The organism is Mesorhizobium sp. M1322, assembly GCF_040318085.1.
In the GTDB taxonomy this organism is placed as follows: Bacteria; Pseudomonadota; Alphaproteobacteria; order Rhizobiales; family Rhizobiaceae; genus Mesorhizobium.
This window is the reverse complement of the sequence record NZ_JAMYLP010000091.1, coordinates 1-22,309: the sequence shown is the minus strand read 5'-3', so window position 1 is coordinate 22,309 and position 22,309 is coordinate 1. Positions and strand designations below refer to the sequence as shown.

The 22,309-nt window shown below is 62.2% G+C and carries 18 protein-coding genes and 2 pseudogenes; 6 read left to right on the top strand and 14 right to left on the bottom strand.

Annotation, left to right across the window (positions count from 1 at the left end; genetic code table 11):
- Together NKH12_RS25125 and pepN are read right to left on the bottom strand one after the other, a co-directional pair.
- Positions 1–836, bottom strand: a pseudogene (locus tag NKH12_RS25125) (PAS domain-containing sensor histidine kinase); the annotation flags it as partial.
- Between the two features lie 317 nt (positions 837–1,153).
- The gene (pepN, locus tag NKH12_RS25120; RefSeq protein WP_352955626.1) at positions 1,154–3,799 is read right to left on the bottom strand and encodes an aminopeptidase N; all 2,646 of its coding nucleotides are present in this window, start codon (positions 3,797–3,799) and stop codon (positions 1,154–1,156) included.
- Positions 3,800–3,955: 156 nt separating this feature from the next.
- On the opposite strand from pepN, the gene NKH12_RS25115 reads away from it, so the two are divergent.
- Together NKH12_RS25115 and NKH12_RS25110 are read left to right on the top strand one after the other, a co-directional pair.
- A complete protein-coding gene (locus tag NKH12_RS25115) occupies positions 3,956–6,262 on the top strand; it encodes a xanthine dehydrogenase family protein molybdopterin-binding subunit (protein WP_352955625.1) in 2,307 nt (768 codons plus the stop codon).
- Positions 6,263–6,306: 44 nt separating this feature from the next.
- A pseudogene (locus NKH12_RS25110) lies at positions 6,307–7,207 on the top strand (DMT family transporter).
- A 3-nt stretch (positions 7,208–7,210) separates the two neighbouring features.
- On the opposite strand, the gene NKH12_RS25105 reads toward NKH12_RS25110, so the two are convergent.
- The 3 genes from NKH12_RS25105 to NKH12_RS25095 form a co-directional block, all read right to left on the bottom strand.
- Complete coding sequence (locus tag NKH12_RS25105) at positions 7,211–8,023, bottom strand: helix-turn-helix domain-containing protein (RefSeq protein WP_352955624.1); 813 nt, start codon at positions 8,021–8,023, stop codon at positions 7,211–7,213.
- Between the two features lie 96 nt (positions 8,024–8,119).
- Positions 8,120–9,007, bottom strand: coding sequence for a uracil-DNA glycosylase (locus NKH12_RS25100; RefSeq protein WP_352955623.1), 888 nt, complete (start codon positions 9,005–9,007; stop codon positions 8,120–8,122).
- Between the two features lie 69 nt (positions 9,008–9,076).
- Positions 9,077–9,721, bottom strand: coding sequence for a hypothetical protein (locus NKH12_RS25095; RefSeq protein WP_352955622.1), 645 nt, complete (start codon positions 9,719–9,721; stop codon positions 9,077–9,079).
- Positions 9,722–9,981: 260 nt separating this feature from the next.
- On the opposite strand from NKH12_RS25095, the gene NKH12_RS25090 reads away from it, so the two are divergent.
- Both NKH12_RS25090 and NKH12_RS25085 read left to right on the top strand, forming a co-directional pair.
- A complete protein-coding gene (locus NKH12_RS25090) occupies positions 9,982–11,661 on the top strand; it encodes an electron transfer flavoprotein-ubiquinone oxidoreductase (protein WP_352955621.1) in 1,680 nt (559 codons plus the stop codon).
- A 141-nt stretch (positions 11,662–11,802) separates the two neighbouring features.
- Entirely contained in the window at positions 11,803–12,408 is a 606-nt protein-coding gene (locus NKH12_RS25085) for a DUF922 domain-containing protein (RefSeq protein ID WP_352955620.1), read from the top strand.
- Positions 12,409–12,516: 108 nt separating this feature from the next.
- Here the strand turns inward: NKH12_RS25085 and NKH12_RS25080 are convergent, their stop codons facing one another.
- The 5 genes from NKH12_RS25080 to NKH12_RS25060 all read right to left on the bottom strand — a co-directional run bounded on the left by NKH12_RS25080 (position 12,517) and on the right by NKH12_RS25060 (position 16,302).
- On the bottom strand, positions 12,517–13,554 hold the full coding sequence (locus tag NKH12_RS25080) for an endonuclease/exonuclease/phosphatase family protein (protein ID WP_352955619.1): 1,038 nt from the start codon (positions 13,552–13,554) through the stop codon (positions 12,517–12,519).
- A gap of 93 nt (positions 13,555–13,647) precedes the next feature.
- Positions 13,648–15,108, bottom strand: a complete 1,461-nt coding sequence (locus NKH12_RS25075; RefSeq protein ID WP_352955618.1) for an AMP nucleosidase — start codon at positions 15,106–15,108, stop codon at positions 13,648–13,650.
- 130 nt (positions 15,109–15,238) lie between these two features.
- Positions 15,239–15,433 carry a hypothetical protein gene (locus NKH12_RS25070; protein ID WP_352955617.1) on the bottom strand — a complete coding sequence of 65 codons (195 nt, stop codon included), beginning with the start codon at positions 15,431–15,433 and terminating at the stop codon, positions 15,239–15,241.
- 34 nt (positions 15,434–15,467) lie between these two features.
- A complete protein-coding gene (locus NKH12_RS25065; RefSeq protein WP_164783594.1) occupies positions 15,468–15,626 on the bottom strand; it encodes a hypothetical protein in 159 nt (52 codons plus the stop codon).
- Between the two features lie 331 nt (positions 15,627–15,957).
- Positions 15,958–16,302 (bottom strand): DUF2147 domain-containing protein, encoded by a 345-nt coding sequence (locus NKH12_RS25060; protein WP_352955616.1) that lies wholly within the window; start codon positions 16,300–16,302, stop codon positions 15,958–15,960.
- Positions 16,303–16,773: 471 nt separating this feature from the next.
- Between NKH12_RS25060 and NKH12_RS25055 the strand changes: the two genes are divergently transcribed.
- Entirely contained in the window at positions 16,774–17,040 is a 267-nt protein-coding gene (locus tag NKH12_RS25055; RefSeq protein WP_202363499.1) for an SEL1-like repeat protein, read from the top strand.
- Positions 17,041–17,084: 44 nt separating this feature from the next.
- Here NKH12_RS25055 and NKH12_RS25050 read toward each other — a convergent pair whose 3' ends face one another.
- Positions 17,085–17,390, bottom strand: a complete 306-nt coding sequence (locus tag NKH12_RS25050; protein WP_352955615.1) for a hypothetical protein — start codon at positions 17,388–17,390, stop codon at positions 17,085–17,087.
- Positions 17,391–17,500: 110 nt separating this feature from the next.
- On the opposite strand from NKH12_RS25050, the gene NKH12_RS25045 reads away from it, so the two are divergent.
- A complete protein-coding gene (locus tag NKH12_RS25045; protein ID WP_352955614.1) occupies positions 17,501–18,622 on the top strand; it encodes a branched-chain amino acid ABC transporter substrate-binding protein in 1,122 nt (373 codons plus the stop codon).
- Positions 18,623–18,822: 200 nt separating this feature from the next.
- Here NKH12_RS25045 and NKH12_RS25040 read toward each other — a convergent pair whose 3' ends face one another.
- From NKH12_RS25040 to NKH12_RS25030, 3 genes are all read right to left on the bottom strand, one after another.
- A complete protein-coding gene (locus tag NKH12_RS25040; RefSeq protein ID WP_352955613.1) occupies positions 18,823–20,787 on the bottom strand; it encodes an acetyl/propionyl/methylcrotonyl-CoA carboxylase subunit alpha in 1,965 nt (654 codons plus the stop codon).
- Positions 20,788–21,048: 261 nt separating this feature from the next.
- On the bottom strand, positions 21,049–21,222 hold the full coding sequence (locus NKH12_RS25035) for a hypothetical protein (RefSeq protein WP_352955612.1): 174 nt from the start codon (positions 21,220–21,222) through the stop codon (positions 21,049–21,051).
- Positions 21,223–21,731: 509 nt separating this feature from the next.
- Positions 21,732–22,100: a hypothetical protein gene (locus NKH12_RS25030; protein WP_352955611.1), complete on the bottom strand. Its 369-nt coding sequence runs from the start codon at positions 22,098–22,100 to the stop codon at positions 21,732–21,734.
- Positions 22,101–22,309: the final 209 nt, after the last annotated feature.

Sequence of the window (22,309 nt, the reverse complement as noted above, 5' to 3'; positions counted from 1 at the left end):
CCCCCACTTAACACCTCCCCCCCAACACAGCCCCCCCCCCACCGCCCCCCCCGCCCGGCCCCCCCCGCATTGGCGCGGGGCTGGGCCGCTTCGAGATAAATGCGGTCGGCGGCCTGGGCGCGAGCCGCCTGGCCGAAATAGGCGTAGAGGATGATGATCAGCACGCCGGCTGTCAGCACGAACAGCGTGACGTTGAGCGAAACGGTCTTGCGCCACGTGCCGAAGACCGCTTCCTGCGGAACGAGCGCTGCGGCAGCACCGTTCCTGCCGTTTGTCAGGCTCACCGCCGCATACCAGTCCTGGCCGCCGATTCTGACCTCCATCACCCCGGCGCGGTCGCCGAACATGAACAGCGGCTGACCGCCCTGGGCGATGGCGTCGAGAGACCGCCCTTCCCAGCCCGTCGATTGCGGTGTCACGGCAACGATCTTGAACGTGCTGTCAGTGACCGCAAGCACGTGGCTTCGGCCCATCGCGCCCTGACGGCGGATGCCCTCCAACAGGTCCTGCGTCGCGCCAGGCGTTGAGGCCAGGTTCGCATCGACGCTAACCGAACTGGCCAGTTGGCCCGCCGCGAGCGAGAGGATCGCCTTGGCGTCGCGTTCCACGTCGTCACGCTCGTTCATCAGCGACAGGAATCGCAGCGCCGCGATGACGACCAGGAAAATGATGATGAGGGCCGGTATCGATCGGCGCAACAATGGCTCGGCCGCCAGAAGCCGTCGGTAGGCGGGTTCGGCGATGAGCCGCGCGTTGCCGGCGAGACCATCGCTTCTCGCCTCTCGCCGCTCAAAAGCCGTCCCTCCGGGCGCGCCCCACGCGTCCGCCTTCGCCATAAAGGGCTCTCCCCGATTTTAAATCTGCTTGACGATCCGGCGACGCCGCACTTCCGAATCTTCAGCTAAAGAATCAAAGGTGATTCGGCTTGTCCATAGCCACGGCGAAAAAAGATTAAAAATCGACTAAAATAGTGGCTAAAGCCGCCCGATGATGCCGGGCGGCAACCTTCTAAGGTGTGTTGAGATTCAGGTCAGGCCGCGCCGAGAACGGTGGATTCCGAGAACCGGAGCGGAGCGTACTTTTTGGTACGTGAGCACCGGAAGCGCAGGAAACCGCCGTTCGCAGGCCGGCATCACCTGAATATCAACATACCTTACGCCAGCGTGCGCTCAATGATGTCCCGCAAATCGGCCGACAGGTTCTCGGTATTCGCAATCGACAGCAACGCGTCCCTTGCCTTGGCCTGCCGGGCAGGTTCGAGCGAGCGCCATGATCTGAGTGCTGTCGCCAGCCTGGCGGCCAACTGCGGGTTGCGCTTTTCGACCTGCAGGACCGTTTCGACGAAAAACCGGTAGCCTTCGCCGTCGGCGCGATGGAAGCCAGTCTGGTTGGCGCTGGAAAACGTGCCGACGAGCGAGCGCACCCGGTTCGGGTTGGCCATCGAGAAGGCCGGGTGGCCGGTCAGGGCGCGCACCGCACCAATGGTTTGCGGGCCGGGCACGCTGGCCTGGATTTGGAACCATTTGTCCATCACCAGCGGATCGGTGGCATATTTCGTTTCAAAGTCGGCCAGCGCCTTGATCGTCTCGGGCGAACCGCTGTGGCGGAGCGCAAGCACGGTCAGTGCGGCGGCGCGGTCCGTCATGTTGGTCGCGGACTGGAAATGTCGGGCCGCAAGCGCCGCACCTCCCGGCAGCAGCGAGAGATAGTCGAGCAGGGTGTTGCGCAGCGCCCGGCGCCCGGCGCTCGCCGCATCCGGACTGAAAGCGTCCTTGTCGACCAGTCGATCGTAAAGGCCGGAAAATATCTCGCGGTTCGCCTCGGCAATCGCGGCCGTCAGCGCCTCGCGGGCCGAGAAGATGGCATCGGGATCGATGTTCTTGCCGATGTCGCGGGCGATATCGGCTTCGCTCGGAAGCGCCAGAGCCAACGCCCGATAGGCCGGTTCGAGTGTCTCGTCGCCGGCTATTTTGCCGGCAAGCTCGGTCAACCGTGATGCGAAACCGGGCTGCTTGCCGTCAAGGACCTGGCGGAAGGCTGATATCAGCGCGTCGGTCAAAAGCGTGTTGAACGCCTGCCAGCGCGAGAAGGTATCGTTGTCATGGCCGGCAAGGAAGAACTGATCGTCGGCCTTCTGCTCGACGGAAAGCGTCACCGGCGCCGAGAAGCCGCGGTTGAGCGACATCGCCGGGCGCTCGGCAACGCCCGTGAAGCGCACCATGTGCCGGCGCTTGCGGATATGGATGACGCCGTCCTCGACGCTGGCGCCCTCGACGCCGCTATAGGCTATCGCTTTGCCATCGGTGCCGACCAGGCTGAAGGCCAGCGGAATATGCATCAGCCGCTTGCGGCTTTCGGACGGTGTTGGCGGTACCGACTGCTCGATCTCGAGCGTGAACTCCTGCGCTGCCGGATTGTGCGTCGAACTGATCGTCAGATTGGGCGTGCCCGCCTGATGGTACCAGAGCGAAAATTGCGAGAGGTCGCGACCGGACACATCCTCGAACACCTTGAGGAAGTCCTCGATCGTCGCAGCCTCGCCGTCGTGGCGCTCGAAATAGAGATCCATGCCGGCCCGGAACGTCTCGGCGCCGAGAATGGTGCGGATCATGCGCACCACTTCCGAGCCCTTTTCGTAGACCGTCGCCGTGTAGAAATTGTTGATCTCGCGGTAGCGGCGCGGCCGCACCGGATGCGCCAGCGGTCCCTGGTCTTCGGGAAACTGATGTGCCCGCAGCGTGCGCACCTCGGCGATGCGTTTCACTGCTCGCGAGCGCTGGTCGGCGGAGAATTCGTGATCGCGGAAAACCGTCAGCCCTTCCTTCAGGCAAAGCTGGAACCAGTCGCGGCAAGTGATTCTGTTGCCAGTCCAATTGTGGAAATACTCATGCGCGATGATCGCCTCGATATTGGCGAAATCGGCGTCCGTTGCGGTCTCCTGATCGGCCAGCACATATTTGTCGTTGAAGATGTTGAGTCCTTTGTTCTCCATCGCGCCCATATTGAAGTCGGACACCGCAACGATGTTGAAGACGTCGAGGTCGTATTCGCGGCCGAACGCCTCCTCGTCCCATTTCATCGACCGTTTCAGGGCGTCCATGGCATAGCCGGCGAGCCGCTCCTTGCCCGGCTCGACATAGATGCCGAGCTCGACCTCGCGGCCGGACAACGTGACGAAGCTATCCGAGACCTTGCCGAGAGCGCCCGCCACCAGGGCGAACAGGTAGGACGGCTTGGGGAAGGGGTCGTGCCAGACTGCGTAGTGCCAGCCATCGGCAAGTTCGCCGCTTCCAGCCGGGTTGCCGTTGGAAAGAAGCAGTGGCGCCTCGTGCTGCCGCGCCTCGATGCGCACCGTATAGACGGACAGGATATCGGGGCGGTCGAGAAAATAGGTGATGCGCCGAAAGCCCTCGGCCTCGCATTGCGTGCAATAGACGTTGCTGGAGCGATAGAGGCCCATCAGGGCTTCGTTGTGCGCCGGCGCAAGCTCGGTTTCGATCAGGAGCTGGAAGCGGGGTGCTGCGGGCGGCGTGGGGATCGTCAGCTGATCGGGCGTGGCAAAAAAATCGGTGGGCGCAAGTGTCCGGCCGTCGATTGCGATGCGGCTGAGCGTCAGGCCATCGCCGTCCAGCACCAGCGGCACTGACGCTGCGATGCCGTCGCGGCGTTCAACCGTCAGCACGGCGGTGACGCGCGTGGCTTCTGGCGACAGGCGGAAAGTCAGGCCGGTTTCCGGAATGAGATAGTCGGTGGGGCGATAGTCTTCGAGCTTGAAGACCTGGCCGGTGTCCGTGCGCATTCCGTGGGGTTTCCTGTCGATTCCCGCAGCGGCTGGTGGGTCCGCTGGTCCAAGAAATTTGAAGCACGCGCTCTTTACACGAAACCGTCACTCGACAAAACTGGCGCAGCGCCTATTTCAGGCACTCGTTTTCCAATCATCATCGCGAGGTACCCATTGACCGTCGTCACACCGAAATTCGGCATGGGCGCCTCTGTGCTGCGTCGGGAGGACCAAGCCTTCCTCAAGGGTCTCGGTCGCTACACGGACGACATCCAGCCGGCCGGCCTCCTGCACGGCTACGTTCTGCGCTCGCCGGTGGCCAAGGCAAGCTTCACCGTCGGTTCGACCGAGGCGGCCAAGGCGGCACCTGGCGTCCATCTGGTGCTGACTGGCGCGGATCTTGCTCATCTCGGCAAGCTGAAATCCGGCGTCATGCAGAGGCAGCCGGACGGCACCAAGGCACCGACCCGCGACATTCCGGTCCTTTGCCGCGACCGCGTCAACTATGTCGGCGACGCCGTCGCCTTCGTCGTCGCCGACAGCCGCGCGCTGGCGCAGGACGCGGCCGAATTGATCGAGGTCACTTACGAGGGCGAGGATGCCGCGTCCGGCACCGCCATGGCACTTGACGATGGCACGCCGCTGGTCTGGCCGGAACTCGGCTCAAACCGCGCCTTCAGCTACCACATCGGCGACAAGACGAAGACTGCGGCGGCATTCGCCAGGGCGGCGCATGTCACCCGCATCGAATTCATCAACAACCGGCTGGTCTGCAACTACATTGAGCCGCGCTCGGCGATCGGCGAGTGGAACACGCAAGAGAACCGCTTCGTGCTGACCACGGGCTCGCAGGGTGTGCATTCCATGCAGTACATCCTGGCCGACGTGTTCAAGATCAAAAAGAACCAGCTGCGCGTCATCACGCCGGATGTCGGCGGCGGCTTCGGACCGAAAAGCTTCGTCTATCGCGAGCATCCGCTGGTGCTCGAGGCCGCCAGGCGCCTTGGCCGTCCGGTCAAATGGGCCGGCGACCGCACCGAGCATTTCCTCACCGATGCGCAAGGCCGCGACAATGTCGTGACCGCCGAGATGGCGATGGACAAGGACGGCCGCTTCCTCGGCATGAAAGTCGATCTCCTCGCCAATATCGGCGCCTATATCTCGCAATACGGCCCATTGATCCCCTATATCGGCGTCACCATGTCGACCGGCGTCTACGACATCCAGGCGCTGGATGTTTCGGTGACCGGCCTCTATACCAACACCTGCCCGGTCGATGCCTATCGCGGCGCCGGCCGTCCGGAAGCAGCATTCCTGCTGGAAAAGCTCGTCGACGCCTGCGCCCACGATCTGGGCTTGCCAGTCGAAGAGATCCGCCGGCGCAATTTCATTAGGCCCGAGCAGTTTCCCTATCGCACTCAGACAGACCGCCTCTATGATACCGGCGAATTCGCAGGCCATATGGACCGCGCCATCGAAGAGGCGGAGTGGCAGGCGTTTCCGGAGCGGCTGGCGCAGTCGAAGGTGGTCGGAAAGATCCGCGGCATCGGCATGGCGACCTATATCGAGGCCTGTGCCTTTCCGGGCTCTGAGCCGGCCTTTGTCGAGCTGAACGGCGACGGCACCGTGACGCTGAAGATCGGCACCCAAACCAACGGGCAGGGGCACGCGACCGCCTACGCGCAGTTCCTCTCGGAAAAGCTACATCTCGACATCGACAAGATCCATGTCCGCCAGGGCGACACCGACGAGCTGAAGGCCGGCGGCGGCACCGGCGGCTCGCGCTCCATCCCCCTTGGCGGTGTATCAGCTTCTCGCGCGGGCGAGGATCTGGCCAACAAGATCAAGCGCATCGCCGCGGATGAACTGGAAGCATCCGCCGGCGACATCGAATTGTCCAACGGCGTCGCCCGCATCGTCGGCACCGACCGCACGATCGATTTTTCGAACATCGCCAAGGCTGCCAAGACCCCGGACGATCTCAAGGGCTTTGGCGAATTCGTGCAGGACGAATGCACCTATCCGAACGGCACCCACATCTGCGAGGTCGAGATCGATCCCGACACCGGTATGACGGAAATAGTCCGCTATACGATCGTCGACGATTTCGGCGTCACCGTGAACCCGATCCTGCTGGCCGGCCAGGTCCATGGCGGCGTCGTCCAGGGCATCGGCCAGGCGCTGACCGAGAACACGGTCTATGACGAGGACGGGCAGCTATTGACGGCAAGCTTCATGGACTACGCCATGCCGCGCGCCGACGATTTGCCGTTCTTCCATTTCGAGACCCGCAACGTGCCCTCGACCACCAATGCACTTGGCATCAAGGGGGCAGGCGAGGCCGGCACGATCGGAGCGACGCCTGCCGCGCTCAACGCGGTGACGGATGCGCTCTATCGCGCCTACGGCATCAGGCATATCGACATGCCGGCAACGCCGGCTCGCATCTGGGCAGCGATCCAGGAAGCAGCCGCTAAGTGAACCCGACGGATCATCCCGGTGCGCACAACACGCTGACCGGGATCATGCTCAAGATCGTGTCGGTGGCGGTCTTTGTCGGCATGTCGTCCTGCATCAAGGCGGCGGGCACCCTGCCGGCTGGCCAGATCGTCTTCTTCCGGTCCTTCTTCGCCATCTTTCCGATCGTCGTCTTCCTGGCCTTCCAGGGAAAGCTTCGCACCGGCTTCTCGACCAAACGCCCGCTCAACCACGTTGCGCGCGGCGTTGTCGGCGTCTGCGCCATGGGGCTCGGCTTCTTCGCGCTGACGCGGCTGCCGCTGCCGGAAGCGATCACGCTGAACTACGCACAGCCGCTGCTGGTGGTGGTGTTCAGTTCGATCTTCCTCGGCGAAGCAATCCGCGTCTATCGCTGGAGCGCGGTTGCGGTCGGACTGGTCGGCGTGCTGGTCATCTCATGGCCGGAACTGACGCTGCTGGGTTCGGGCGCAGCACTCGGCGATCAAGAGGTGCTCGGCGTCATCGCCGCCCTGGTCGCGGCAGCGATCTCGGCCGTCGCCATGCTGCTGGTGCGCAACCTCGTCCAGAGCGAGCCGACGGCAACCATCGTGCTGTGGTTTTCGGTAACGGCGAGCGTCCTGGCGCTGCTTTCGCTGCCGTTCGGCTGGCAGGCGCTGACACCGGTGCAGGCGGGTCTTCTCATTGCTGCGGGCTTTTGCGGCGGGGTCGCGCAGATTCTGATGACGGCAGCCTATCGCCATGCCGAGGCCTCGGTCGTAGCGCCGTTCGAATACACGTCGATGCTGCTTGGCATAGTCGTCGGCTATCTCGCCTTTTGGCGACGTCCCGACGGTTCATATGCTCATCGGCGGCGTGATCGTCGTTGCCGCCGGCATCTTCATCATCTGGCGCGAGCGCCAGCTTGGCCTCGAACGTGCCCGCACCCGCCAGGCGACCCCGCCGCAATGATGATCAGGACGGCTCGGCCCGCTCTTTCGCCAATCGGACCAGCACCGTCCGCGTTTGTTCGTCGGCGGGGAAAAAGGATTCGATCGCCAGTTCCGACAGCGTCACGTCGAGCGGCGTGCCGAACACAGTGATGGTGCTGATGAACGACAGCACAGTATCGCCATGGGCGAGCCGCAGCGGGTGCACGATCGCGTTCGGCTCGACCGGCACCGGCCGTCCGCCGTTCAGGCCGGACGGATAGGTCCGAAGCTCGCGTTCCAGTTCGACCAGAACCGGGTCGCCAGTGGCGTCGTTCTGGTGTTTCAGCCGGTCGAGAAGATGCGCGCGCCATTCGGCGGGGTTGACGATGCGTGGCGCGACGCCACCCGGGTGCAGGCTGAGCCGCAGCACGTTGACCGGCGGCTTCAGCAGGGAGGGCTCGGCGACATTGGCGAGGAATGGGCCAATGGCAGCATTCGCCGACACCAGGTTCCAGTGTCGGTCGACAGCGAGCGCTGGGAAGGGTTCGTGCCCCTTGAGCACGATCTCGACGGCCGCCATCGCCGGTGCCAGCGAGGCGTCGGTGAGCGAACGCTCGCTGAAGCTAGGAGCAAAGCCCGCGGCCAGCAGGAGCTGGTTGCGCTGCCTCAGCGGGATCGACAGCTGCTCGGCCAGATGCAGCACCATGTCGCGCGAGGGTGCCGCGCGGCCGCTTTCCACGAAGCTCAGATGCCGCTGTGAGATTTCGGCTTCCATGGCGAGATCGAGTTGGCTCATGCGCCGGCGCGTGCGCCATTCGCGAATGAGGTTGCCGGCGGAAGTCTGGGTTGCTGTCATGAGCGCATGACTAGGCCGGTAGCGGATGTATTTCAATTACCGGGCAGGTTATAGCGCCTCCTATCCCAGCTTTGCGGGGCGAGGAAACGCTGGTCGTCAACCGAGCGCCCGCAGCTTTGCCTTCACCTCGAGGAAATCCCGCCACGCCAGCTTCTTGTGCGCCGGGGTTCTCAAGAGATAGGCCGGGTGAAGGGTCGGCATGGCGGGAATGGCAATACCGGAGGCGGTCGTGTGGACGCGCCAATTGCCGCGCAGCCGCAGGATGCCCTCCGTGGTGTTGAGCAAGGTCTTTGCCGAGGGTCCGCCCAGGTTGACCAGCACCTTCGGATTGACCAGTTCGATCTGCCGTTCGATGAACGGCCGGCAGATCTCGGTCTCGTACGGCGTCGGCGTGCGGTTGCCCGGCAGCCGCCAGGGGATGACATTGGCGATGTAGGCCGACGTCCGGTCGAGGCCGATCGCGGCCAGCATCCGGTCGAGCAGCCGGCCCGAGCGGCCGACGAACGGCAATCCCTCGATGTCCTCGTCGCGGCCGGGCGCCTCGCCGACCAGCATCACCGCGGCATTCGGATTGCCGTCGGCGAACACCAGGTTCTTGGCTGTGAATTTGAGATTGCAGCCGTCAAATGCCGCCATGTGCTGGCGAAGCTCGTCAAGAGTTGCCGCCGTCGTTGCCAATTGGCGCGCCAATGCCGCTTGCTGCTCGTCAGGCACCGTCGCCGTACTGGACGGCGCGCGCACCGCCGGCGCCGCAGCTTGCCTTTCGCCCATTCCGGCGCGTGATAGGCTTGTCGAGCGTGGCAGTGCCGCGTTTTCACCAGTTGGCGGCACAACTGTCGCTGGCGCCCGCTCAGGTGGCTTTGACGCAGCTTCGGCAAACCGGTTCACCGGCCCCTCTTCGAGCGCTTCATCGACGCCGGCGCTGGCGTAGAAGGCCAGCAGGTCGGCGATATCAAATCGGTTGTCTCGGGAAACGGCAGTCATGCTTTCACATTCGGCCGCGCGGCAGGAATTTGCAAGGAATGCATGTCGCCCCAACATGCATCAAGGCTCTCAGCTCGACGGTATACGCGGATCCTGCACCAGATAGAACGTCCAGCGCGGTGTGTAGTCGGTGATCAGGTAATCGAATTTCGCTGTCTTCAGCGGGTCGATCTTGCCGCTCTTGAACAGCAGCCGATCATAAGGTTCGAAGTCGCGATCGAAATCGGCAAAGCTGCTCGACCAGATGTTGTCAGGCGTTTTGTTGCGCTGGTCGAATGATAGGCCGTCACCGAACACGCTCGGCCGATGGAGCACCTCCTGGAGCTCGAACTGGAACTCGACCCAGGCCTGCCCGCTGTTGTTGAGCACGTCGATGCGCATATACATCAGGCCGTTGGCAAATTGGCCCGCGGTGCCGAAGGGCTGGATCGGCTTTGTCGTGCGGATGGTCAGTGTCACCGGTGTTGCCGAATTCAGTTCTTCGGTGATGACAAGCGGGTCCTCCTTTGTCCCGATGCCCGAGGCGCTGGTGATGCGGAAGCCGCCCAGCTCGTCGGAAAAGGAGTAGGCGCCGGCCGCCCAGACCCTTTGCGGCTCGGCATGGGCGCCAACGGGCGCCAGCGGCAAAAGGGCCAAAACGAGCGCCCGACAAATCTGTCCGGGCGAGGAAAAAAAGCGCGTCGATGAAAAGCCGGATGGCTCAGGAGTGCGCATGACGCGAAGTATGGCCGATAAGCAAGCCGTCGAACAATTAAAAACGTGAGGGCGACGGCTCCTTTGGAATGGCTCGCGGGAATGGGCCCGGCCCGGATCGATGTTCCGGTGAACTCCAAATCGCGATTTTGTCGTACGATGCGCGACTTTTTGACGAAATCGGCATTGTCACGTCAGCGCCGGTTTCGCGTCGCGAATTGATGCGCTATGCAGCGGATAAGCCAGCAAGATACGCAAATGCGGCAGCCAGTGAGGAGTTGATGAGCGAGATCGAACGCGAAAGCATGGAATTCGACGTGGTCATCGTCGGCGCTGGTCCGGCCGGCCTCGCCGCGGCGATCCGTCTCAAGCAGGTCAATCCCGAGCTTTCCGTCGTCGTCCTGGAAAAGGGCGGCGAAGTCGGCGCTCATATCCTGTCCGGCGCCGTCGTCGATCCGATCGGCATCGACCGGCTGCTGCCGGGCTGGCGTGACGAAGAGGGACATCCGTTCAAGACGCCGGTCACGGCAGACGATTTCCTGGTCCTCGGCCCCGCCGGTTCGTTCCGTCTGCCCAACATCCTGATGCCGCCGCTGATGAACAATCACGGCAATTACATCGTTTCGCTCGGCAATGTCTGCCGCTGGCTGGCGACCAAGGCCGAGGCGCTGGGCGTCGAGATCTATCCGGGCTTTGCCGCAGTGAGCCTCATTTACAGTGACGAGGGCGCGGTCACCGGCGTTGTCACCGGCGATATGGGCGTCGAGAAGGACGGCACGCATGGCCCGGGCTTCGCGCCGGGCATGGCGCTGATGGGCAGATATGTGCTGATCGGCGAGGGCGCGCGCGGCTCGCTGGCCAAGCAGCTGATCGCCAAATATCATCTTTCCGACGGTCGCGAGCCTGGCAAATACGGCATCGGCCTCAAGGAGCTCTGGCAGGTCAAGCCGGAGAACCACCGGCCAGGCCTGGTCCAGCACTCCTTCGGCTGGCCGCTCGACATGAAGACCGGCGGCGGCTCTTTCCTCTACCATCTGGAAGACAACCAGGTGGCGGTCGGCTTCGTCGTCCACCTCAACTACAAGAACCCCTATCTGTCGCCGTTCGACGAGTTCCAGCGCTTCAAGACCCATCCGGCGATCAGGGGCACATTCGCGGGCGGCAAGCGGCTGGGCTATGGCGCCCGCGCCATCACCGAGGGCGGCTGGCAGTCGGTGCCGAAACTGTCCTTCCCCGGGGGCGCGCTGATTGGGTGTGCCGCCGGCTTCGTCAACGTGCCGCGCATCAAGGGCTCGCACAATGCCGTGCTCTCCGGAATGCTGGCGGCCGAGCATGTCGCCGAGGCGATCGGCGCCGGCCGCGCCAATGACGAACTGGCCTCTTACGAGGCGGCATGGCGGGCGACCGACATCGGCAAGGATTTGAAAAAGGTGCGCAACGTCAAGCCATTGTGGTCGCGCTTCGGCACTGTCGTCGGCGTCGGCATTGGCGGCCTCGACATGTGGCTGAACACGCTGTTCGGCTTCTCGCCTTTCGGCACGCTGAAGCACGGCAAGGCCGACTACGCAACGCTGGAACCGGCCGCCAAGCATAAGAAGATCGCCTATCCGAAGCCAGACGGCGTGCTCACCTTCGACCGCCTGTCCTCGGTGTTTCTCTCAAATACCAACCACGAGGAAAACGAGCCTGTCCACCTGCTGGTCGCTGATATGGATATGCAGCAGCGTTCCGAACACGATGTCTACGCCGGGCCCTCGACACGCTACTGCCCGGCCGGCGTCTACGAATGGGTCGACAAGGATGGCAACGCCGCCGCCGATCCTGAGGCGAAGGACGTGCGCTTTGTCATCAACGCGCAGAACTGCGTCCACTGCAAGACTTGCGACATCAAGGACCCGAACCGAAACATAACCTGGGTGCCGCCACAAGGTGGTGAAGGACCAGTCTACCAGAATATGTAGTCTGCCAGAACCGCCGTGCCGGCCGTCTCGACCGTCGACCAAACGAAACCGCTGATGGCCCGCTATGTTTGCAGCGTCTAAAAAAAGTTGAAGCGGCGCTGCGCTTGTGGTTCCCTTCTCTCCTGACCCGGAGAGATGACCATGCGCCTGGCGGTTCTGACGTGCCTTGCGGCGATTGGTGGCTTGTGCGGCTTCGCACCGTCGGCATCGGCTGACACGAAGGTGCTGGTCAAGACTCGGACCTACGACATATCAGGAACCACGGGCGCCGCCCTGATCGAGGCTATGGACCGCAAGGGTCCGAAGAGGCACGGCTTCATGACGCACGCCATCGCGCTGACCGCCTATACCGTAAGTTGGGACCTTGACGTCAGCAGGGAGGGTGGTGTCTGCCGTCTGGGGCGGGCCAATGGTACACTCGATCTCACCTACACCTTACCCCGCATGGTCTCAGCCGCGACGCCGGCGCTTCAGAAGCGCTGGAAGCGATTTTTCGCGGGCGTTCGTGCCCACGAGCATAACCACGGCCGCATCGCCAGGACAATGATGCGGGCCACCGAGAAATCGATCACGGGACTGGAGTTCGCCGACAACTGGGTTTGCAGCAAGACGCATCGCGAGGCGAGGCGCCGGATCAAGGCTGTCTATGCCGAATACGAGGCGAAACAGAACGCTTTCGATGCGCGCGAGCATCGCGACGGCGGCCATGTCGAACACCTCATCGGTGCCCTGTTGCGGAAGGGCTAAATGCATGTCGCGCAAAAGTGTGCAGCGGTTTTGCGATAACGACATGAATAAAAACAACAACCTAAAGCGCGTCGCATGAGGCCGGTCAAACGGGACGCGCTTAGGCGCTCAGCTTCGAGTCTTGCCGTTCTGTGTCACGGATGCGGTCGCGGTTTCATCTTCGTCGACCGGGTTTTTCTGTTCCGGCCTGAGCGAGAATTCCACCATCAGCGGAAGATGGTCGGAGCCTGTGCCTTCCAGCCTCGACACCGAATGGACGAGAACCGCGCCCTTGTTGAAAACCTGGTCGATCGGCAATCCGGCGAAGCGCAGGAAATCCGGCAGCTTGATGTGGAGCCAGGTCGGCCCCGGCGAAGGCGCCACGGTCAGCCTGCCAAGATTTGCGACGCGCCGGACGGCGGCGCTCCACGGCACTGCATTGCAGTCGCCTGCCATGATCGTTGTCTCGCCGAGCGATGCGAACTCTTCCGACAATCCGCCGATCTGCCGTGACTGGTTGTACGGCCATGGCCAGGTGAGGTGCAGGGCGGCGACGTCGACGTCGGTTCCGCCGAAATCAACCGTCGCGATGGCCATCGCGCCGCGCCTGTCGCAGCGCGGTTGTGTGCCGGCGGCAAACGGCCGTCTGGACAGCAGCGCAACACCGAACACGCCATTGGGATAGGGGCAGAGGATCCGGTAGGGATAGGCGCTGGTAATATAGCCAAGCTCGGTCGTCCACATCTCCGACACTTCATCGAGAGTGATCACGTCCGGATTGGTCCGGCCGATCAGCGACAGTACTTTCTTCGGCGTCGGATTGTTGAACCGCAGGTTCATCTGCAACAGGCGATAGACCGGCTGGTCACCGGGGTTAACTTCGTAGGCTGCCTGGACCGGCCACAGGCGGGGCACGGGCAGCGCGTTCGACGTGGTGGCAAAGGCAGCCACGGCAAAGAGCAGCGCTGTGGCCGCCTGCAGGCGAAATGAGGTTGCGAGCAGCGGCAGCGCGCAAAGCGCCATCAGCACGGCAAGATGAACGCGGAAATGGGCGAAGGAATCGAACGCCGGATGCAGCGTTCCGAAAAACCCGGCCACTAGCGCGACCGAGCAGCCGAGCATTGCGACGAATGCCACCGACGCCATCATGTTTCGAACGCGTGCCATCTCGTTTGCTTATCGGCAGAAATGCAGCCAATCAAGATGACGAAATGCCCTGCCGCGATGTTATCATGCTCCTGCCGATGAAACCGATCGGTCCTACTGGAACGCCGTCTCCGAAAAGCTTCTGAGCTTGCGCGAATGCAATCGTTCCATCGGCATCGCGGCCAGCTTTTCCATCGCCCTGATGCCGATGGTCAAATGCTGTGCCACCTGCCGCTTGTAAAACTCGGTCGCCATGCCGGGCAGCTTCAATTCGCCATGCAGGGGCTTGTCGGAGACGCAAAGCAGCGTGCCGTAGGGCACGCGGAAACGGAAACCATTGGCTGCGATCGTCGCCGATTCCATGTCGAGTGCGATCGCTCGTGACTGTGACAGCCGCTGCACCGGCCCACGCTGGTCGCGCAGCTCCCAGTTGCGGTTGTCGATGGTGGCAACGGTGCCGGTGCGCATGATGCGCTTGAGGTCATAGCCGGAAAGGCCGGTGACTTCGGCGACAGCCTCCTGCAGCGCCACCTGGATTTCAGCCAGCGGCGGGATCGGTACCCAGACCGGGAGGTCGTCGTCCAGAACATGGTCTTCCCTGACATAGGCATGCGCCAGCACATAGTCGCCCAGCGCCTGGGTGTTGCGCAGCCCGGCGCAATGGCCGAGCATCACCCAGGCATGCGGCCTGAGCACCGCAATGTGGTCTGTAATCGTCTTGGCGTTGGAGGGGCCGACGCCGATATTGACCATCGTGATGCCGCCATGGTTCGGCTTCTTCAGATGATAGGCCGGCATCTGCGGCAGGCGCGGCGGCGCCACGCCAGCGCCAGGCGCGCTTTGTCCAGCCTTGGTGACTACGTTTCCCGGCTCGACGAATTCGACATATCCGCCGCCGCCCTTCGCCATCAGCTCGTGCGCACGAGCGACGAACTCGTCTATATAGAACTGGTAGTTGGTGAACAGCACGAAATTCTGGAAATGCTGGGGACTGGTCGCCGTGTAGTGCGACATCCGGTGCAGCGAGTAGTCGATGCGTTGCGCCGTGAACGCCGCCAGTGGCCTGGCTTCGCCTAACGCCACTTCGAACGTGCCGTTGGCGATCTGGTCGTCGGTGCCGTCGAGATCCGGCACGTCGAACAGGTCACGGATCGGCCGCCTGATGCGTTCGGCCGCCGCGCCGTCGACATGGGAGCCTTCCAGGAACGCGAAATGCAGCGGGATGGGCGTCGTCGATTCCGAAACCGTGACCGGAACGCCGTGATTGCGCATGATCAGGCGAAGCTGTTCGATGAGATAGCGTTCGAAAAGAGCTGGCTGCGTGATGGTAGTCGAGAAATGCCCAGGCGTCGGCATGTGGCCGTATGCCTGCCGCGAGTCGATCTGGGTGAACGAAGTCGTGGTGACGCCGACCTCGGGATAGAAGGCCCGGTAGCGCTTGTTGTTGTCGCCGCCTGCAGCGAGCGCCGCAAACGAATCGCGCAGGAATTTGGTGTTGCGGTCGTAAAGGACCTGCAAGGCCGCCACGGCCTTTCCGGCATCATTGAAGCTCTGCCGACCAAACGGCTCCGGCATCACGACTGAGTCTATAGCTTGGGGATAGATTCGCTTTTCCATGACCCAATATAGAGGCTTGGCCATGCGGTTGGGAGGGGGCCAAAGGGTCGTTTTTTATTTTGAATGGATTCGATGGACGCCGATTGGCCTAGCCGCGCCGCAAGCTGACCAACAGCACAAAGCCGAAGCCGTTCTTCTTCAACGCGGGCGCCTCGATCGTCGAGCCGGCATCGGCGCGCATCGTCGGCACGGCAAGTACCGGGGCCGCCAGAACCGTCAGGATGAGCGCCGCCCGCGGCAGCAGCCGAAGGGTCTTGAGGGCGTTGGCGGCGGTGCGGGTCATGGCTTTGCTTACTCTCTCTCGGGTCTTTGTCGGTTCAGCGGCGAAATTGGTTCATGCAACCGAACCGGCAGGCGTTGGAACTGGCTTCATCCCAGGCACGGGCCGGGCGGCCGGCCTCGGCAACCAGGATGGCGAACAACATGCCGAACAGGCTCATCAGCAGGCAGACGATGGTGAAGCGGCGGGCGAACATTGCGTGGTGTCTCCTTCAACACGCATGAGAATGCCCTAATGCAACTGAACCGGTTCTGATGCCGGCGTTCATCTGCGGTTCAAATTTATAGACGGAGTGTTGAGTGCCCGCCGCCACCGCGCCGTCGCCGGCCACGAGCGTCGCCGCAGTCTTGCTGCTGCCCCCGATCTTGCTGCTGATAAGGACGAAGGACGCCCAAAAATTGCTGTTAAATGCAGAAGGCTAAGTGCAGAAGGCGCGGCCCGCACGATCGATCCGGTGTCTCAAACAGACGGCGCAAACAAAAACGGGGCCTTCGCGGCCCGTTTTCAATTTGTGGCAGTCGAAACGATCAGAGCTTGTGCCAGGTCTGGCTCCTGCAAATCAGCCCGCCGAGCACGCAGCCGCTCATCTTGAGCGAAGCGCCTGAGACCGAGGCCTTGCCGGAATAGGTCTTGTCGGTCTCCGGGTCGGTTATGGTGCCGGTATATTTGTTGGCGCCGGACACCTTGAACGAACCGATGCGCTTGCCGGAAAATTTGCCTGATTTGAGCGTGATGGAGAATGCCCCGCCGCCGCCCGCGATGACGGCGGTCGAACCGGCTTGCGTTTTCCAGTTGCCTTCGATCGGGTCGGCCCAAGCCGTGCCGGCCATGATCAATGTGGCCGCCAAGGCCATGCTGACTTTGCGAAACATGTTTGTCCTCCCTGTGGAACCCGGCCGGATGTTCCGCCCGCCGGTCTGCCTTTTACGCAAACGTAAGCTAATTCACGTCCCGGCAAAACAAAAGCGGTGCCGCTGCGGAAGACTTCAGGATTTTCTGGTCGCTCGAAGCGGTCTCATCGGTGCGAAATGAAACGTTCGCAACTCCGTCTTTGTCTCAGGTGGTTAGCGGAGTCTTGATTTGCGCCTCGCAAATTTTCATCAAATTCAGCCCAAAGCGGCGAAATTGCTGGCTTTGCATCGTTAATGAATTTCCGCGTTTACCTCTTGTTTTAGCTTTGTTTTCCTCAAATTAAGCACGCCACTTAACGACGGATTCAAGCCTCCGGTTCATTCTCGAAAGCATCGAAAGAGCGGCCACCCCCAAGGGTTATCAACAGATACCAAGGGACAGAAACGAGGCAGCTCTCGGGAGCCTGACAGGGGCTAGAACAGGGGATTGAAATGGCACGTTTTGAAATGCCTGAAGCCGGCTTCGGCGCCATGGGGGCAACTGCCCAGGCCGACATTCTTTTCGAACTGGGCATGATGTATGCGACCGGTCGCGATTGCGAGACCGATGTCGTCGCCGCCCACAAATGGTTCAACATCGCGGCGATCAAGGGCTCGGTCCGCGCTGCGGAACTGCGCTCGGAATTGTCGGCCGCCATGTCGAAGCTCGAGATCGCCAGGGCGCTGCGCGAAGCCCGCGAATGGATGACGATGCACTAAGTTGGGCCTAAGCTCATCAGGCCTGAATTCATCAGGCATTGAGATCACCGACAGGGACGCTTCAGGTCAAGGCCGCGCAAGATGGCCGGACCGGCAAGAACAAGGCCGCGCAAGACGGTCGAACCAACAATGACAAGAACGCGGCGGGCCGGATACAGCCAGGCTGCGCGACGGACAGGGAAGGCGAGCGGTTTTCGGGCGCGGGAGCGTCCGGGCATGGTTCGATCGACAAAGCCGCGACCGGCCGGAACAAGGCAGGCGCGGCTTTTGCGTCTTCGGACCATGAGGTCCAAAAAGTGGAAACCGGTTTTGAAAAAGATCATGGTCAAACAGAAAGGCTGCAGGCCCAATCGAGTGCCGCCGATGCGCCTAGACAGGCTTGGCGAAGGATGAGATTCTCCCGGCCACTCTGGAAGAGGCGGCCGGAGCGGCCGCGCGAGAGTGGAGGAGTTGTATCACCATGAAAAAGTTGGGTATTTTGAGCGCGGCCATAGTCGGCCTGATGATGAGCGCGCCGGTTGCGTTCGCCGAAGACATCACCTTTTCGGTAGTCGGACCAATGACCGGACAGCTTGCCACCATCGGCGACCAGTTCAAGCAGGGCGCGCAAGCCGCGGCCGACGCGATCAACGCGGCTGGAGGTGTCGAAGGCCGCCAGATCAAGCTCGACGTCCAGGATGACCAGTGCGATCCGAAACAGGCGGTTTCGGTCGCCAACCGCATCGTTGCCAACGGCGTCAAGTTCGTCGATGGCCATGCCTGCTCGGGCTCGAGCATTCCGGCCTCGGCCGTCTACGCCGAAGCCGGTGCGCTGATGATGAGTCCCGCTTCGTCGAACCCAGAGCTGACCGACGCGGCGGCGAAGGCCGGCTGGCCGACGATCATGCGCCTCTATACGCGCGACGATGCGCAAGGCGCTTTCATCGGTCCATGGATCGCCAAGAAATATGCCGGCAAGAACGTCGTTATCATGCACGACAAGAGCGCCTATGGGCAGGGCGTCGCCGACGCCGTCAAGGCAACGATGAACCAGAACGGTCTCAAAGAGATCCTTTACGAGGGCATCAACGCCGGTGAAAAAGACTACGCGGCGCTTGTCACCAAGCTCAAGGACCTGAAGGCGGATGTGGTCTATTTCGGCGGCTACCACCCCGAAGCCGGTCTCATCCTGCGCCAGTCGGCGGAACAGAACCTCAAGTATCAGCTGATCATGCCGGACTCGATCGCCACGCCGGAATTCTGGCAGGTCGCTGGCCCGGCCGGCGAAGGCACCATGTTTGTCTTCCCGTCGGATCCGCAGGCGAAGCCCGAAGCCAAGGAAGCCATCGAAAAGATCAAGGCGGGCGGCTTCGTGCCCGAGGGCTTCACGCTGTTCTCCTATGCCGTGATCCAGGCCTTTGCCGAGGGCATCAAGCGCGCCGGCAGCGACGACCCGGCCAAGGTTGCCGAAGCGTTGAAGAACGGTGAGCCGATCAGTACCGTCGTCGGCCCTGTCACTTTCGATGAAAAGGGCGACCTCAAGAACGTCAGCTACGACATCAACCAGTGGCACGACGGCAAATACGCGCCGATCCAGCCGTAATGGCTAATGCATGTCGCGCAAAAGTGCGCAGCGGTTTTGCGATAACGACATGCATAAAAACAGCAACTAAAGCGCGGCGCATGAGACGCGCTTTAGCGCCTAGCGACAATCGGAGATGGCCGGGGCAGACCCGGCCATTTTCATTTTGGGCGCGCGTTTGTGGCGCGTGTCTTCGACGTCGCCTGGTGGATGAACGGCGGTCAGCCGTGGGCTTCCTCGGCAAAACGCACCAGCACGGTCCCGTCGGTGACTTGTGCGCCTTCCGCTGCGATCTCGGCGATCGTCCCGTCATGAGTGGCGGAAATCGTGTGCTCCATCTTCATCGCTTCCAGGATCAACAGCGGCTGACCCTTGATGACGGCCTCGCCTCTTGCCGCGCGCACCAGCTTGACCAGGCCCGGCATCGGCGCGCGCAGGCTGTCAGAGCCGGCGGCGATTTCGTCGGCCCTCGCCAACGGGTCCGGCACCGCGAAGCTGTAGCCGACGGCGCCCGAAAAGACAGTGACATGGCCCGGCCAGCTGGCAAGCCGAGGGGCGGCGCGAAGATCAAGCGGACTGGCGCTGTCATAAGGTGCGTCCAGTGCCACTTGGAAGCGCTTGTCCGGCCGCACCGACACAAGCGCGAGAATATCATCCTCGCCGTAGCGCAGCCGCGTGCGCCGCGGAACAGTGTGGAAATGCGCATAACCGGCAAGCGACGACCACGGATCGCCGCTCGGCGCCTGAGCGCCGGCGCCGGACGCCGCAAACGCGGCTGCGGCGACGATCTCGCTGCTCGGCGGCGGCACTGCGGTCAGCGCTTGCTGATGCCTGCCTATCAAGCCGGTGTCGACGTCACCTGCCGAAAAATCCGCGTCAGCGGCAAGCGCAGCGAGAAAGGCGGTGTTCACGGTCGAGCCGGCGATCTCGGTCTGCGAAAGGGCTATGCCCAGCGCTTCCAGCGCCGCCTGCCTGCTCTTGCCGTGCACGATCAGCTTGGCGATCATTGGATCGTAGAAGGGCGAGATGGCATCGCCGGCCCGCACGCCGGTCTCGATCCGCATGCTGGCGCCCTCGGGCGGGGTATCCGGAAATTTCAGGTGATGCAGCGTGCCCGTCGCCGGCAAAAAACCCTTTGCCGCGTCCTCGGCATAGATGCGCGCCTCGAAGGCATGGCCGGACAGCGTGATCTCGCTCTGTGTTTTCGGCAGCTTTTCGCCGGACGCCACCCGCAACTGCCACTCGACCAGATCGGTGCCGGTGACCATTTCGGTGACGGGGTGCTCGACCTGCAGGCGGGTGTTCATTTCCATGAACCAGAAGCGGTCGGCCTTCAGCCCTTGCGAGGCATCGACGATGAACTCGATCGTGCCAGCGCCGGAATAGTTGATTGCCTTGGCGGCCTTCACCGACGCCTCCGTCATCGCCTTGCGCAATGCCGGCGTCATGCCGGGGGCAGGGGCTTCCTCGATCACCTTCTGATGGCGGCGCTGCGCCGAGCAGTCGCGCTCGTAGAGATGCACGACATTGCCGAAGATATCGCCGAACACCTGAACCTCGATGTGGCGCGGCTTGTCGATATATTTCTCGACCAGCACGCGGTCATCGCCGAAAGCGGCCTTGGCCTCGCGCCGCGCACCCGACAGCGCCTCGGAAAAGTCGTCGGGATGTTCGACGCGCCGCATGCCCTTGCCACCGCCACCGGCACGCGCCTTGATCAGCACGGGATAGCCGATCTCTCGTGCCTTGGAGGCGAGCAGCACAATCTCCTGCGCCTCGCCGTGATAGCCCGGCACAACAGGCACGCCGGCCTTCTCCATCAGCCGCTTGGCCGCGTCCTTCAGCCCCATGGCGCGGATCGAGGCCGCTGACGGGCCGATGAAGACGAGCCCCGCCGCTGTCACCTGATCGACGAACTCAGGGTTTTCCGACAGAAAACCGTAGCCAGGATGGACGGCCTCGGCGCCGGTAGCCAAAGCCGCCGCGACAATTTTGTCGCCGCGCAGATAGCTTTCGCCGACAGGCGAGGCGCCGATATGCATCGCCTCGTCGGCCATCCCGGCATGCAAGGCCCCGGCGTCGGCGTCGGAATAGACGGCAACGCTGCGCACGCCCAGCTTGCGTGCCGTGCGGATCACCCGGCAAGCGATCTCGCCGCGGTTGGCGATCAGAATTTTGGCGAACATAGGACCTCCAAAGCCAGAGCTTGCCGCCAACGGCGCGAATGCTCTTCACGCGAGCTGTGGCAACACCCTGCTTTGCAGTCCGGCCATTGTCAAAGGATCGGTAAACCGGGCTTGCTTACTTGGAGGCAGCGATCTCGCAAGCTCCTCCGGTCGTGACCTTGTAGTAGCTGCGGGTAGCGTGACAGGATTTCATCGCCGCCTCCTCGGCAGCCTTCTGTGACGGCGCATTCAAGTGCGTGCCGCAGATGATGTACAGCGAAGTCACCCGCATATAGGGGTGGTCGCATAGGCTGAATGGCCGCTGGCCGCCACATAGGCCTTGTAAGCTTTGGTACAATCGGACTTCGGGTTTCCCGACAGAGCCGGCCAGAACCGGGTGTCGCCCTTGCTTCCCGCCAGCGATTCCGCCGCCCCGACATTCGGTGCAGCGACCATAAGCAGTCCTGCAAGCATCGATCGATATGGTTACTCGTTTGATGGATAAAGATTTCATTGCCCAGCCCATTTGAAGAACCCCAACTGACAGAAATTTGCCTACTTGGAGGCGGCGATTCCGCAGCCCCCGCTTGCGGTCTTGACCTTGTACTTTTTGACGCCGGCCTGGCAGGACCGCAGTGCCAGATCTTCCGCAGCCTTCTGAGACGGCGCGTTCAGCCGCGCACTGCAAATGACGTACAAATCGGTCACGCGTGAATAGAAGGTCGTGGCATACGCGGAATGCCCACTGGCTGCCACGTAGGCTTTGTAGGCCTCCGGGCAGTCTCCGGTCGAACCTGGGGGAAAATGGACGGCGAAACGGCTGTTGCCTTTGCTTCCCGCCAGCGATTCCGCCGCTCCGATGCCGGGTGCCGTGAGTATAAGACACCCTGCAAGTATCGATATAAATGTACTCTGAACCAATCTCGGTCTCATTTTTCCCCCTTGGAATGAACCAACAGGCATTACTACTTGGAGGCAGCGATGCTGCAGACTCCCGCTGTCGTGACCTTGTATTGCTTCCGGGCGGATTGGCAGTCCTTCAGCGCCAATGCCTCTGCAGCCTTTTGCGACGATCCATTCGCACGCGCGCAAATCATGAACTCGGTCGCCCAATTGAATGGGGTCGACGCATAGGCGGAATGACTGCCAGTCGCCACATAGGCCTTGTATGCCTTCTGACAGCCTCCCGTTGAACCGGGCGCGAAATACACGGGGTAGCGGCTGTCGCCCTTGCTTCCCGCCAGCGATTCTGCCGCTCCAAGGTCAGGCGCCGCTAATATAAGCAGTCCTGCAAGTACCGGCACAGTTGTTTTCTGAAAAAGCTGCAGTCTCATCTTCGCCCAATCCCCAGTGGTATTTGCAATGAGCAATAGCCGCGATTCTTTCGTCTGGCCAGATCGGTGAATAAAAATAAATCTGAAAACTATGGGTGGATTTTCTTAGTGTCCATCCAAAAAGGAGTGAGTGATTTCAGCAGGTTGTGATTCTGTCGGATTGCTGAGATTCGACGGAGATCACGATGCCTTGGACCGAAACCACTCGC